The organism is Pseudomonas sp. EL_65y_Pfl1_R83 (assembly GCF_963970695.1).
GTDB classification, from domain to species: Bacteria; Pseudomonadota; Gammaproteobacteria; order Pseudomonadales; family Pseudomonadaceae; genus Aquipseudomonas; species Aquipseudomonas tritici.
This window is the reverse complement of record NZ_CAXAQI010000002.1, coordinates 437,975-451,236: the sequence shown is the minus strand read 5'-3', so window position 1 is coordinate 451,236 and position 13,262 is coordinate 437,975. Positions and strand designations below refer to the sequence as shown.

The 13,262-nt window shown below is 61.1% G+C and carries 10 protein-coding genes; 4 read left to right on the top strand and 6 right to left on the bottom strand.

Annotation, left to right across the window (positions count from 1 at the left end; all coding sequences use genetic code 11):
• Positions 1 to 9: 9 nt before the first annotated feature.
• From trhO to AACY08_RS04270, 3 genes are all read right to left on the bottom strand, one after another.
• A complete protein-coding gene (gene trhO / locus AACY08_RS04280; protein WP_339468273.1) occupies positions 10 to 951 on the bottom strand; it encodes an oxygen-dependent tRNA uridine(34) hydroxylase TrhO in 942 nt (313 codons plus the stop codon).
• A gap of 202 nt (positions 952 to 1,153) precedes the next feature.
• Positions 1,154 to 1,447 carry a BolA family protein gene (locus AACY08_RS04275; protein WP_339468271.1) on the bottom strand — a complete coding sequence of 98 codons (294 nt, stop codon included), beginning with the start codon at positions 1,445 to 1,447 and terminating at the stop codon, positions 1,154 to 1,156.
• A 12-nt stretch (positions 1,448 to 1,459) separates the two neighbouring features.
• Positions 1,460 to 1,981 (bottom strand): DUF2059 domain-containing protein, encoded by a 522-nt coding sequence (locus tag AACY08_RS04270; protein WP_339416474.1) that lies wholly within the window; start codon positions 1,979 to 1,981, stop codon positions 1,460 to 1,462.
• Between the two features lie 193 nt (positions 1,982 to 2,174).
• Here AACY08_RS04270 and AACY08_RS04265 point away from each other — a divergent pair, with 193 nt between their 5' ends.
• The gene (locus AACY08_RS04265) at positions 2,175 to 3,557 is read left to right on the top strand and encodes a class II fumarate hydratase (protein WP_339468269.1); all 1,383 of its coding nucleotides are present in this window, start codon (positions 2,175 to 2,177) and stop codon (positions 3,555 to 3,557) included.
• Here AACY08_RS04265 and AACY08_RS04260 read toward each other — a convergent pair.
• The 3 genes from AACY08_RS04260 to pap all read right to left on the bottom strand — a co-directional run bounded on the left by AACY08_RS04260 (position 3,554) and on the right by pap (position 7,434).
• Entirely contained in the window at positions 3,554 to 4,510 is a 957-nt protein-coding gene (locus tag AACY08_RS04260) for a DMT family transporter (protein WP_339468267.1), read from the bottom strand. The genes AACY08_RS04265 and AACY08_RS04260 overlap by 4 nt on opposite strands.
• Positions 4,511 to 4,640: 130 nt before the next feature.
• Positions 4,641 to 5,825 (bottom strand): thiolase family protein, encoded by a 1,185-nt coding sequence (locus tag AACY08_RS04255; protein ID WP_339468266.1) that lies wholly within the window; start codon positions 5,823 to 5,825, stop codon positions 4,641 to 4,643.
• Between the two features lie 91 nt (positions 5,826 to 5,916).
• On the bottom strand, positions 5,917 to 7,434 hold the full coding sequence (gene pap / locus AACY08_RS04250) for a polyphosphate:AMP phosphotransferase (protein ID WP_339468265.1): 1,518 nt from the start codon (positions 7,432 to 7,434) through the stop codon (positions 5,917 to 5,919).
• Positions 7,435 to 7,586: 152 nt separating this feature from the next.
• On the opposite strand from pap, the gene mnmC reads away from it, so the two are divergent.
• The 3 genes from mnmC to ngg all read left to right on the top strand — a co-directional run bounded on the left by mnmC (position 7,587) and on the right by ngg (position 13,245).
• Positions 7,587 to 9,575: a bifunctional tRNA (5-methylaminomethyl-2-thiouridine)(34)-methyltransferase MnmD/FAD-dependent 5-carboxymethylaminomethyl-2-thiouridine(34) oxidoreductase MnmC gene (gene mnmC / locus AACY08_RS04245; protein WP_339468263.1), complete on the top strand. Its 1,989-nt coding sequence runs from the start codon at positions 7,587 to 7,589 to the stop codon at positions 9,573 to 9,575.
• Between the two features lie 157 nt (positions 9,576 to 9,732).
• Entirely contained in the window at positions 9,733 to 11,505 is a 1,773-nt protein-coding gene (locus AACY08_RS04240) for an N-acetylglutaminylglutamine amidotransferase (protein ID WP_339416481.1), read from the top strand.
• Between the two features lie 3 nt (positions 11,506 to 11,508).
• Positions 11,509 to 13,245, top strand: a complete 1,737-nt coding sequence (gene ngg, locus AACY08_RS04235; protein ID WP_339468262.1) for an N-acetylglutaminylglutamine synthetase — start codon at positions 11,509 to 11,511, stop codon at positions 13,243 to 13,245.
• Positions 13,246 to 13,262 lie beyond the last annotated feature (17 nt).

The following is a 13,262-nucleotide window of genomic DNA, read 5'->3' as shown; positions in this document are numbered from 1 at the left end:
GGACATGGCTCAAGCCTCGGAAGGTGATTGCTTATAGTTGAAGCCAATCGGGTGCGGCATGTTGCGGGCCTTGGCCAGCTCGATCTGCTTTTGCCGATCAATCGCGCTGCGACGGGTCTTCTCGGGCAGCGTATCCCAACAATGCGGGCAGCTGATGCCAGCCACGTAGTGCTCGGATGCACGGTCTTCCACACTCACGGGTGTGCGGCAGGCATGGCATTGATCGTAGTCGCCTTCGCTCAAGTCGTGGCGCACGGTCACACGATTGTCGAACACAAAGCAGTCGCCCTGCCATTTGGTTTCTGCCTGCGGCACCTCTTCGAGGTACTTCAGGATGCCGCCCTTGAGGTGGTAGACCTCGTCGAAGCCTTCGCTGAGCATATAGCTGGAGGCTTTTTCGCAACGAATGCCGCCGGTGCAGAACATGGCGACTTTCTTGTGCTTGGCGGGGTCGAAGTTGGCTTTGATGTAGTCGGGAAATTCACGAAAACTGGTGGTTTTCGGGTCGATCGCGCCTTCAAAGGTACCAATGGACACTTCGTAGTCGTTACGGGTGTCGATCAGCAGCACTTCCGGATCGCTGATCAGCGCGTTCCAGTCCTGCGGGTCGACGTAAGTACCGACCTTTTTGTTCGGGTCGACGCCTTCGACGCCCAGGGTCACGATCTCCTTCTTGAGCTTGACCTTGGTGCGGTAGAACGGCTGATCGTCGCAGTAGGATTCTTTGTGGTCGATGTCGACCATGCGCGGGTCTTTTTTCAGCCAGGCCATCAGGCCATCAATGCCTTCGCGGCTGCCGGAAACGGTGCCGTTGATGCCTTCTTCGGCGATCAGCAAGGTGCCTTTGATGCCGTTGTCGACCATCGCCTGTAGCAATGGCTCGCGCAGGGCGACGTAATCTTCGAGGGTGACGAACTTATACAGTGCCGCCACGACAATCGGTTGAGTCACGGGTGTTCTCTCCAGGTGGCTACCCTCGTAAAGGGTGAACCGGATAGGGGCAGTTGCGAGTTTTCAGCTGCAAGCTACAAGTAAAGGCAAAAGCAAAAAAACGCGCCGACTATGCGGCGCGTTGAGGATTCTAACAAGAAGGAGCTATATGCGGTATGCGAGCTTCAATCTTGCAGCTTGCAGCTAAAAACTTGCCGCTGCGTCACTCTCCTCCTGCGCAGGTCGGCGAGGCCGGAGCTGCGTCGATTTTCGCCCATTCTTCAGGCGTGTAGGTATGCAACGCGAGCGCATGAAACTCGCCCATCAGGTCACCGAGGGTGGCGTAGACCTTCTGGTGGCGCTTGACGCGGTTGAGCCCTTCGAACTGCGGGCTGACCAGCACGGCCTTGAAGTGGGTCTGCAACCCACGGCTGTGCATATGGCTTTCATCCTGCACGCTCAAATAGTCCTGGCCCAGCTCGGCGAGCGCCTCTTCGATACGCTGTTGCATGGTCATTGCCGGCTCCACTTACTTCTTGGCAGGGGCGGCAGGTTTCTTCGCCGGTGCCAGTTGGTTGGTCATGTCTTCCAACAGCTTGTTCACCACCGGCACGGCGCTTTCCAGCTTGGCCTGGGTCATCTGGGCCGATTGCTGGGTCAGTTGCGGCATTTTTTCCAGGACTTTCTTACCCAGTGGAGACTGGTAGAAGGCAACCAGGTCCTTGAGTTCGGATTCGCTGAAGTTGGTGGTGTAGAGCTTGACCATGTCCGGTTTCAGCTTCGGCCAGCCGATAGCCTGGTCCAGGGCAGCGTTGGCCTTGGCCTGGTAGCTGTCCAATATGGACTGCTTGGCGGCAGGCGCCTTGGTTTGTTCGAAACGCTGGGCGAACATTTGCTGCACTTGCATGTACACCGGGGTACCCAGCTTGTCAGCGTGGGCCAGGGTAAGGAAGGCTTCGGCACTGGCGTTGTGGCTGGCGGTATCGGCAAAAACCTGGCCGCTGGCGCAAACCAGAGCAACCGCGGTACAGATGGCACGAAGACGAGTCATCGAGTTTCCTTTTCTAGCAGGCGAGGTAGGACCCCAAGGGCGCTCATTCTGCGCCTAAAAAACGCCATGGCTCAACCCCACCCCTTGTCGGGCCTGGATTTGCGGGCAATGAATCCGATGAACAACCTTTTATGGAACCCGGTGGGTCGATCAGGGCCTAAACTGCGCAAACGAACCCGAAGGAGTGTGCCCGATGAGCCGTATCGAAACCGACAGCCTGGGAGAAGTCCAAGTCCCGGATGACGCTTACTGGGGCGCTCAGACCCAACGTTCGCTGGTGAATTTTGCCATTGGCGAGCAACGCATGCCCCTGGCGGTACTGCACGCCCTGGCCCTGATCAAAAAGGCCGCGGCACGGGTCAACGATCGAAATGGCGACCTGCCTGCCGACATCGCACGCCTGATCGAACAGGCCGCCGACGAAGTACTGGCCGGCCAGCATGACGACCAGTTCCCCCTCGTGGTCTGGCAAACCGGCAGCGGCACCCAAAGCAACATGAACGCCAACGAAGTGATCGCCGGCCGCGCCAATGAACTGGCTGGCAACAAGCGCGGCGGCAAGAGCCCGGTGCACCCCAACGATCACGTCAACCGTTCCCAGAGCTCCAATGACTGCTTCCCCACCGCCATGAGCATCGCAGCGGTACAAGCGATACATGAGCGATTGTTGCCGTCGATCGCCACTCTTTCCGGTGGTTTGGCCGAACTGGCCGCACGGCATATGAAACTGGTGAAGACCGGGCGCACCCATATGATGGATGCCACGCCGATCACTTTTGGCCAGGAACTCTCGGCATTTATCGCCCAGCTCGATTACGCCGAACGCGCCGTGCGCAGTGCCCTGCCCGCCGTGTGCGAGCTGGCCCAGGGCGGCACTGCCGTGGGCACGGGGCTGAATGCGCCGCATGGTTTTGGCGAAGCGATTGCCGCCGAACTGGCGGCGCTGTCGGGCTTGCCGTTTGTGACCGCGCCAAACAAATTCGCCGCCCTCTCCGGCCATGAGCCGTTGGTAACCCTGCACGGCGCACTGAAAACCCTGGCCGTGGCCTTGATGAAAATCGCCAACGACCTGCGCCTGCTGGGCTCCGGCCCGCGCGCCGGGTTGGCCGAGGTGAAGTTGCCGGCCAACGAACCGGGCAGTTCGATTATGCCGGGCAAGGTCAACCCGACCCAATGCGAAGCGCTGTCGATGCTGGCCTGCCAGGTCTTGGGCAATGACGTGACCATCGGCATGGCCGCGAGCCAAGGGCACTTGCAGTTAAACGTGTACAAGCCGGTGATCATCCACAACCTGCTGGAGTCGATCCGCCTGCTGGCCGACGGCTGCAACAACTTCCAGGCGCATTGCATTGCCGGTCTCGAGCCCGACGCCGAGCAGATGGGCGCGCACTTGGAGCGTGGGCTGATGCTGGTGACTGCGCTTAATCCGCATATCGGCTACGACAAGTCGGCAGAAATCGCCAAGAAGGCCTACACCGAAGGCCTCACCCTACGGAAAGCTGCACTTGAGCTGGGCTATCTGACGGATGCCGAATTTGATCAGTGGGTTCGCCCGCAAGACATGCTCGGCGCCTAGCAAGCCATGCGCACCCGCCGGGCCTTGAGCCCGGCGAGTAACGACGGCGCCAGCGCAACAGTCGCCGAGCCCAACACCACCACCAACGCCCCGGCATACCCCAGGGCGTTGATTTCTTCGGCCTGCACATACTCAGGCCACAACCACGCCGCCAGGGCGACTGCTACAAAGGTCACCAACGGTGTGAGCGCAAGCGTCGCACTGACCCGCGAGGCTTCCCAATGCGCGAGCGCTTCAGCAAAGGCGCCGTAGGCCACCAGGGTGTTCATGCAGCACGCCAGCAGCAACCAGCCTTGCAGCGGGCTCAGGCCCAACGCCTCCAGCGGGTGCGCCCAAGGCGTGAGTAGCACGGCGCAGGACAGGTAGATCACCATCATCACTTGCAGCGAATTCCACACTGTGAGCAATTGCTTCTGACCCAGGGCGTAGAACACCCAGATCGACGTAGCGAGCAGAACGGTCAGCACCCCGGCGGTGTAGGTGCCAAGTGACGTCAACAGCTCCAACAGACGTTGGTTGAAGAACAGGCCAAAACCAACCATCAGCACCAACAACCCCAGCACTTGCCCGCGGCTGAAACGCTCCTTGAACACAAACACGCTGGCCACCATCAAGAAGATCGGCCCCATCTGCACCACTAACTGTGCAGTGCCGGGGCTGAGCATTTTCAAGCCCACCAAGTACAGCACGTAATTGCCCACCAGGCCGCACACGGCCATCCCCACCAGCCAGCCACCCTTGGGGCCCAGCACCTTGCGGCTGGGCAAGCGCCGGGTGAGCGCCAGGTAGACGAACAGGCAACCGCCGGCCACCGTCAGGCGAAACCAGGTGACGGTGATAGGGTCCATCACCTGCAACACCTGCTTGAGTTTGATCGGCAGAATGCCCCAGAGCAGCGCGGTCATCAGGGTCAGTAAAAAACCATAGACCCAGCGGCCGGAAGAGATGTGCATGAATGCCCCAGGAGCCAGAGGAAGTGGTGCAGCATTCTAGGGGTAAGTGAAAGGATTGGGCTACGACGCCGTTCAAATGTGGGATCTGGCAAGCCAGCTCCCACATTCGAGCCGGTTTTTTCAGTGGGGTTTAGCGGACGACTTCGAACAGGCCGGTGGCGCCCATGCCGCCGCCGACGCACATCGTGACAATGCCGTAGCGCAAATTGCGCCGCTGCAGCTCACGCACCAAATGCCCTACCTGCCGCGATCCGGTCATGCCGAACGGGTGCCCGATGGAAATCGAACCACCGTTGACGTTGTACTTCGCGTTATCAATGCCCAGGCGATTACGCGCATACAGGCACTGCGACGCAAACGCTTCGTTCAGCTCCCACAGGTCGATATCCGCCACTTGCAAGCCCTTGGCCTTGAGCAGCTTGGGCACCGAGAACACCGGGCCGATGCCCATCTCGTCCGGCTCGCAGCCAGCCACGGTAAACCCACGGAAAAAGGCTTTGGGCTTGAGGCCCAACGCGAAGGCTTTTTCCAGGCTCATCACCAGGGTCATCGAAGCCCCGTCGGACAGTTGCGACGAGTTACCCGCCGTCACCGAACCGTCCTCGGCAAATACCGGCTTCAACCCTTGCAGGCTGGCCAAAGTGGTGTCCGGACGGTTGCAATCATCACGATCAACCACGCCATCGAGCACCTGCACTTCACCGGTGTTCTTGTCCTCGACCTTGTACTTGACGGCCATGGGCACGATTTCATCGTTGAACAAGCCGTCAGCCTGAGCCTGGGCGGTACGCTGCTGGCTTTGCAGGGCGTACAGGTCCTGCTCTTCGCGGCTGACAGTGTAGCGACGAGCGACGATTTCAGCGGTCTGGCCCATGGGGAAGTAAATACCCGGCACCTGCTCTTTGAGCAGGGGGTTGATCAGGTTGTCGGTGTTGACGCTTTTCATGGTCAGGCTGATGGACTCGACACCACCGGCGACGATGATGTCGCTGCAACCCGAAGCAATCTGGTTGGCCGCAATCGCTATCGCCTGCAAGCCCGACGAGCAGAAACGATTGAGGGTCATCCCCGCCGTACCGGTGCCCAGTTGCGACAGCACCGCCACATTGCGCCCGATGTTGTAGCCCTGGGCACCCTCGTTGGAACCGGCGCCAACGATGCAATCTTCCACCGTCGCCGGGTCGACGCCGTTGCGGCTGAGCAGCGCATTGACGCAATGGGCCGCCATGTCATCCGGGCGAGTCTGGTTGAACTTGCCGCGAAAGGATTTGGCCAGGCCGGTTCGCACGCTGTCGACGATCACTACTTCACGCATGGGCTACCTCGATCTTGTGGTGGTTGGGAGATGGATCGAGAATAGATCCAGCTCCCATCAACCGCGACGATCATTCACCCTATGGATAGGCCTACTTCTTCTTGCCTTTCTTGCCGTGCTTGTCGGATTGTTCAAATGCCTCCTCCAGCGCCCGGTTGATCGTGCGCAGTACCTTGACCCGGGCCCAGCGCTTGTCATTGGCTTCGACCAACGTCCAGGGCGAGACTTCAGTGCTGGTACGGTCGACCATATCGCCGACGGCGGCGCGATAGTCGTCCCATTTGTCGCGATTGCGCCAATCGTCCTCGGTGATCTTGAAGCGCTTGAAGGGGATTTCCTCCCGAGCCTGGAAACGCTCCAACTGGGTCTGCTTGTCGATGGCCAGCCAGAACTTCACCACGATCACGCCGGCATCGCGCAGTTGCTCTTCGAAGTCATTGATCTCGCCATAGGCGCGCATCCAGTCCGCCGTGGTGCAAAAGCCCTCGATGCGCTCAACGAGTACACGGCCGTACCACGAACGATCAAACACGGTGAACTTGCCCCGCGCCGGGATTTTCTGCCAGAACCGCCACAAGTACGGCTGGGCGCGTTCGTCTTCGGTGGGCGCGGCAACCGGCACGATATGGTATTGGCGCGGGTCCAGTGCGGCGGCGACACGACGGATCGCCCCGCCCTTGCCCGCCGCATCGTTGCCTTCAAATACCGTGACCAGGGCGTGCTTGCGCATGCGTTTGTCTCGCATCAGGCCGGAGAGGCGCGCCTGCTCAGTAATCAGTTGCTCTTCGTAATCGTCCTTGTCCAGCCGCAGCGTCATGTCGAGGCTATTAAGCAGGCTCATCTGGTCCACCGCCGAGGGTAACGGCGCCGGGTTCATGCCACTGGCCTTGCCCTTGGACAGCTTCAAGGCGTTTTGCAGGCCTTCGAGCAGGATCTTGCCCACGGTCAGCCCACGGTAATGCGCGTCAACGCCTTCGATGACATGCCACGGTGCATAGTCGCGGCTGGTGCGGCGCAGCACACGTTCGCCGAAATGCACGAATTTGTCGTACGTCTCGGACTGCTGCCAATCCAGCGGGCTAATGCGCCAGCTGTGCAGCGGGTCATCGGCCAAGGCCTTGAGCCGCGCCTTCATTTGCTTTTTGGAGAGGTGGAACCAGAATTTGAAGATCAGCGCACCTTCATCGCAGAGCATCTTCTCCAGACGCTCGGCGCCGGCGATAGCCTGGTCCAGACGTGCATCCTTGATCTGCCCATGCACGCGGCTTTGCAGCATCTGGCTGTACCAATTGCCGAAAAACACGCCCATGCGGCCTTTGGCAGGCAGTTGACGCCAGTAGCGCCAGGCAGGCGGGCGCGCCAGTTCTTCGTCGGTCTGCTGGTCGAAGGTGCGCACTTCGATCAAGCGCGGGTCCATCCATTCATTGAGCAGTTTGACGGTCTCGCCTTTACCGGCGCCTTCGACGCCATTGATCAGGATGATGACCGGAAAGCGCTTCTGCTGTTGCAGCTCGTACTGCGCTTCCAGCAGGGCTTCACGCAGTGCCGGCACTTCGGCGTCGTAAGTGTCTTTGTCGATGGCGTGGCCGATTTCAGCGGATTCGAACATGGGCAGCTCCGTTTCAAAATGGATCAAGACTAGCGGATTGGGCAGCAGCGCGCGGGAGGAAATTCCATACGCGCTTGCCGTAGGTCAATTCAAAGCTTGTTGATCAGCTAGAATGGCCACCTTGCCTTTGCCTGCTTTTTTATGAGCCGTCCATGACCCCCATCACCCACGCCCAGCTCGACTGGGATGATCAAGGTCGCCCGCACTCGCGGGCGTTTGACGATGTGTACTTTTCCGACAAGTCGGGCCTTGAAGAAACCCGCTATGTATTCCTCGAACAGAACCGTTTGCAGGAACGCTTCGCGGCCCTCCCGGCGGGTGGGCGGCTGGTGATTGGTGAAACCGGCTTCGGCACCGGGTTGAATTTCCTGTGTGCCTGGCAACTGTTCGAACAGCACGCGGTTGCCGGCGCGCACCTGCATTTTCTCAGCGTGGAAAAGTATCCGCTGAGCCACGCCGACCTGCAACGCGCCCTCGCCCTCTGGCCCGAACTGCAGCCCTTCGCCGAGCAACTGCTGGCGCAGTACATCGCTGTCCATCAAGGCTTCCAGCGGCTGGTGCTGGATAACGGCCGCGTGACCCTGACCCTGTTGATCGGCGATGCCCTGGAACAATTGCCACAACTGGATGCGCAGATCGACGCGTGGTTTCTCGACGGCTTCGCCCCGGCGAAAAACCCGGACATGTGGACCGCCGAGCTGTTTGCCGAACTGGCGCGCCTGGCGGCACCCGGCTCAACCATCAGTACCTTTACCAGCACCGGCTGGGTGCGACGGTTGATCAACGCGGCCGGGTTCAAGATGAAGCGCACGCCAGGCATCGGCCACAAGTGGGAGATCCTGCGCGGCGAGTACCTTGGCTGGCCCCATGACACGCCGCGCCCAACGTCAGCCAAACCCTGGTTCGCCCGCCCGCCTGCCCTCGACGGTGAACGCCATGCCATGGTCATCGGCGGCGGCCTGGCCGGTTGCGCCACCGCCGCCAGCCTCGCGGCGCGAGGCTGGCGCGTCAGCCTGCTGGAGCGCCACGCGGCGTTGGCGCAGGAAGCGTCGGGCAACCCCCAAGGCGTGCTGTATCTCAAACTGTCCGCACATGGCACGGCCTTGTCGCAACTGATCCTCAGCGGGTTCGGCCACACCCGACGGCTGTTGGAGCACTTGCAGCGTGGTGTCGACTGGGACGGCTGCGGCGTGCTGCAACTAGCGTTTGATGCCAAGGAAAGCCAGCGCCAGGTGCAACTCGCCGACGCGTTCGCCCCGGATCTGCTGCACCTGCTGGACCGCGATCAGGCCCAACAACGCGCCGGGATCAGCCTGGCCCAGGGCGGCCTGTTTTTCCCCGAAGGCGGTTGGGTGCACCCGCCGGCGCTGTGCCAGTGGCAGGCGGCACATCCGTTGATTGAGGTCCTCACACACAACGAGGCCGTTGAGCTGCACCGGGTCGATGGCCAGTGGCAAGCCCGCAACGGCGATTGCGTACTGGCGAGCGCCTCGGTGGTGGTGCTGGCGGGCGCTGCTGAAATCAAGCGGTTCGCGTTCAGCGCCGACTTGCCGCTCAAGCGGATTCGTGGGCAGATCAGCCGCCTGGCGCAAACCTCGGCCAGTGAGGCGCTGACCACGGTGGTCTGCGCCGAAGGTTACGTCGCACCCGCCCGGCTGGGTGAACACACGCTTGGCGCCAGCTTCGACTTCACCAACGACGACCTCACGGCCACCGCTGCCGAACATGCTGGCAACCTGGAGATGCTGCGCGAGATTTCCGAAGACCTGCTGCAGCGCCTGGGCGGAGAACAACTGGCCCCGGAACAGCTGGAGGGGCGTGCCGCATTCCGCTGCACCAGCCCTGATTACCTGCCGATTGTCGGACCGCTGGCGGATGGTACGGTGTTTCAAAGCGTGTATGCCGTGCTCGGCAAAGACGCCCGGCAAGTCCCGGATACGCCGTGCCCGTGGCTACCGGGGGTGTACATCAATAGCGGCCATGGTTCACGCGGGCTGATCACGGCGCCACTGTGCGGCGAACTGATCGCCGCCTGGCTGAGTGACGAACCGCTGCCCATACCGGCCAATGTGGCCGAAGCTTGCCACCCCAACCGATTTGCCTTGCGGGCATTGATTCGAGGTAAAACAAAGACACCGTAATCAGCGCAAACGAGGGCGTTAACGCCAGTGCGCCTATTTGGCTTATAACTTATCGGTCTAAAACTCTACGGATAGCACTGGGTCAGTTTCTGGGTACGCGCCCTCAGGGCGTATTGAGTATTGACCCCTCCCCAACGGAAAAACCGGTAAGGAATTTATGTGCGGATTAGCTGGAGAATTACGTTTCGATGCCCAACCTGCCGACTTGGCGGCCATTGAGCGCATCACCCATCACTTGGCCCCACGTGGCCCGGATGCCTGGGGCTTCCATGCCCAAGGGCCGATTGCCCTGGGCCACAGACGCCTGAAGATCATGGACTTGTCGGACGGCTCGGCCCAACCCATGGTCGATTCACACCTCGGCCTGAGCCTGGCCTTCAACGGTGCGATCTATAACTTCCCGGAATTGCGCAAAGAGCTGGAAGCCTTGGGCTACGCCTTCTATTCCGGCGGCGACACCGAAGTGCTGCTCAAGGGCTACCACGCCTGGGGCGAAGCGCTGCTGCCCAAGCTCAACGGCATGTTTGCCTTCGCCATCTGGGAGCGCGATGCCCAGCGTTTGTTTATCGCACGTGACCGTCTCGGCGTAAAACCGTTGTACCTGTCGCGCACCGGCCAGCGCTTGCGCTTTGCCTCGGCATTGCCTGCGCTGCTCAAGGGCGGCGATATCAACCCGATCCTTGATCCGGTGGCGCTCAACCACTACTTGAACTTTCACGCTGTGGTGCCTGCACCGCGTACCCTGCTGGCAGGCATTGAAAAACTGCCACCGGCGAGCTGGATGCGTGTCGAAGCCAACGGCAAGACCGAGCAGAAAACCTGGTGGACCCTGCCCTACGGTCCGCATGAGGACGAGAAAAACCTCAGCCTGGAAGACTGGACTGATCGCGTGCTCGACAGCACCCGCGAAGCCGTGGCCATCCGCCAACGTGCCGCCGTGGATGTCGGCGTGCTGCTGTCCGGCGGTGTCGATTCGAGCATGCTCGTCGGCCTGCTGCGCGAAGTCGGCGTGCAAGACCTGTCGACCTTCTCCATCGGTTTTGAAGACGCGGGCGGCGAGGCTGGCAACGAGTTCCAGTACTCCGACCTGATCGCCAAGCACTACGGCACCCGTCACCACCAATTGCGCATTGCTGAAAGCGAGATCATCGAGCAACTGCCGGCGGCATTTCGCGCCATGAGCGAGCCAATGGTCAGCCATGACTGCATCGCCTTCTACCTGCTGTCGCGGGAAGTGGCCAAGCATTGCAAGGTGGTGCAGAGCGGCCAGGGCGCCGACGAGCTCTTCGCCGGTTACCACTGGTACCCGCAGGTGGATGGCGCCAGCGATCCTTATGCGGCGTATCGCGATGCGTTTTTCGACCGCAGCTACGAAGATTACGCCGCCACCGTCGCGCCGAAATGGCTGACGGCCAACGACGCTGCCGGTGACTTTGTACGCGAGCATTTCGCCATGCCAGGCGCCGATGCCGCCGTGGACAAGGCACTGCGTCTGGACAGCACAGTGATGCTGGTGGACGACCCGGTCAAACGCGTCGATAACATGACCATGGCCTGGGGCCTGGAGGCGCGTACACCGTTCCTGGACTACCGCCTGGTGGAGCTGTCGGCCCGTGTACCTGGCAAGTTCAAGTTGCCTGATGGCGGCAAGCAGGTCCTCAAAGAAGCCGCGCGCCGTGTCATCCCAAGCGAAGTCATTGACCGTAAGAAGGGCTACTTTCCAGTGCCGGGCCTCAAGCATTTGCAAGGCGATACCCTGAACTGGGTCCGTGAACTGCTGCTGGACCCCAGCCAGGATCGCGGCCTGTTCAACCCGGCCATGCTCGACCGCCTGCTCACCGACCCGCAGGGCCAACTGACGCCGTTGCGCGGCTCCAAGCTGTGGCAACTGGCGGCGCTGAACCTGTGGCTCAGCGAACAAGGAATCTGATTGATGAAACCTCTTGCAGCGGCTTACAGCCAACGCTTGCTGAAGGGCCAGGCGCCAACCTACGAGCGCCTGCAAGCCCGCCTGGCTGAAGACGGCAGCCCCTTGGCCGCCGAACCGATTGCCGTGCATTGCGGTTGGGGTCGGCTGTTGATCGGCCATACCTTTCCGGACCCTGCCAGCCTCGCCCTGGAGTTGCTCAATGAGCAGGCTGGCGAGCGAGACATCGCCCTGTATGTGGCGGCCCCCCAGCAAATTCTGGGGATCGATCCCCAGCAGTTGTTTCTTGATCCATCCGACACGTTGCGCCTTTGGTTCAGCGACTATCGCCCAGCGACTCGAGTGTTTCGTGGCTTCCGTATTCGCCGCGTGCAGAGCGAGGCGGATTGGCTGGCGGTGAACCGGCTCTATCAAGGGCGCGGCATGTTGCCTGTCGACACCGAACGCCTCACGCCGCGACATCAAGGTGGCCCGGTGTATTGGCTGGCAGAGGATGAAGACAGCGGCGCGGTGATCGGCAGCGTGATGGGCCTCAATCACCAAAAAGCCTTTCACGACCCGGAAAACGGTTGCAGTCTGTGGTGCCTGGCGGTTGACCCGCAATGCACGCGCCCCGGTGTGGGTGAGGTGCTGGTGCGCCATCTGGTGGAACACTTCATGAGCCGTGGCTTGAGCTATCTGGATTTGTCGGTGCTGCACGATAATCGCCAAGCCAAGAACCTTTACGCCAAGCTCGGTTTTCGCGCGCTGACCACCTTTGCGATCAAGCGTAAGAATGGCATCAACCAGCCTTTGTTTCTCGGCCCCGGCCCGCAGGCGGGGTTCAACCCTTATGCACGAATCATCGTGGAGGAGGCCCACCGCCGAGGTATTGATGTGCAGGTGGATGACGCTGACGCGGGCATGTTCACCTTGAGTCATGGCGGCCGCCGTGTGCGCTGCCGTGAATCCCTGAGCGACCTGACCACCGCCGTCAGCATGACGCTGTGTCAGGATAAAAGCCTGACGCATAAAACCCTGAAAGCCGCAGGGCTGAACGTGCCGTCGCAACAACTCGCGGGCAGCGCCGATGACAACCTGGAGTTCCTCGACGAACACCTGCGCGTCGTGGTCAAGCCGCTGAATGGCGAGCAAGGCCATGGTGTAGCGGTGGATTTGCAAAGCATCGAAGACGTGCAGCAGGCGATTGAAGCGGCGCGGCAGTTTGACAGTCGGGTATTGTTGGAAAGCTTTCACGAAGGCCTGGACCTGCGCATCCTGGTGATTGGTTTCGAAGTTGTCGCCGCTGCAATCCGACGCCCAGCCGAAGTGACTGGCGACGGTCAGCATTCCATCGGCGCCTTGATAGAAGCCCAGAGCCGCCGCCGCCAGGCCGCCACCGACGGTGAAAGCAAAATCCCGGTCGACGCCGAAACCGAGCGCACCTTGACAGCCGCCGGCTACGACTACAGCAGCATCCTGCCTCGCGGCCAGACCCTGGCCGTGCGCCGCACCGCCAACCTGCACACGGGGGGTTGCCTGGAAGACGTCACCGCGATCCTGCACCCCACGCTGGTGGACGCCGCCGTGCGCGCTGCGCGCGCCCTGGATATTCCCATGGTGGGCCTGGACCTGATGGTGCCTGCCGCCGATCAACCCGAGTACGTGTTTATCGAAGCCAACGAACGCGCCGGCCTGGCCAATCATGAGCCGCAACCCACTGCTGAAAAATTTGTCGATTTGTTGTTTCCGTATAGTGGGTAGCGGCAAGCGGCAAGCTT

Bases quoted from the DNA above. Each gene is read 5' to 3' on its own strand.
- AACY08_RS04260 (WP_339468267.1), bottom strand. From the start codon at position 4,510: ATGCACATCTCTTCCGGCCGCTGGGTCTATGGTTTTTTACTGACCCTG.
- AACY08_RS04275 (WP_339468271.1), bottom strand. From the start codon at position 1,447: ATGACCATGCAACAGCGTATCGAAGAGGCGCTCGCCGAGCTGGGCCAG.
- AACY08_RS04240 (WP_339416481.1), top strand. From the start codon at position 9,733: ATGTGCGGATTAGCTGGAGAATTACGTTTCGATGCCCAACCTGCCGAC.
- ngg (WP_339468262.1), top strand. From the start codon at position 11,509: ATGAAACCTCTTGCAGCGGCTTACAGCCAACGCTTGCTGAAGGGCCAG.
- AACY08_RS04255 (WP_339468266.1), bottom strand. From the start codon at position 5,825: ATGCGTGAAGTAGTGATCGTCGACAGCGTGCGAACCGGCCTGGCCAAA.
- pap (WP_339468265.1), bottom strand. From the start codon at position 7,434: ATGTTCGAATCCGCTGAAATCGGCCACGCCATCGACAAAGACACTTAC.
- AACY08_RS04270 (WP_339416474.1), bottom strand. From the start codon at position 1,981: ATGACTCGTCTTCGTGCCATCTGTACCGCGGTTGCTCTGGTTTGCGCC.
- AACY08_RS04265 (WP_339468269.1), top strand. From the start codon at position 2,175: ATGAGCCGTATCGAAACCGACAGCCTGGGAGAAGTCCAAGTCCCGGAT.
- mnmC (WP_339468263.1), top strand. From the start codon at position 7,587: ATGACCCCCATCACCCACGCCCAGCTCGACTGGGATGATCAAGGTCGC.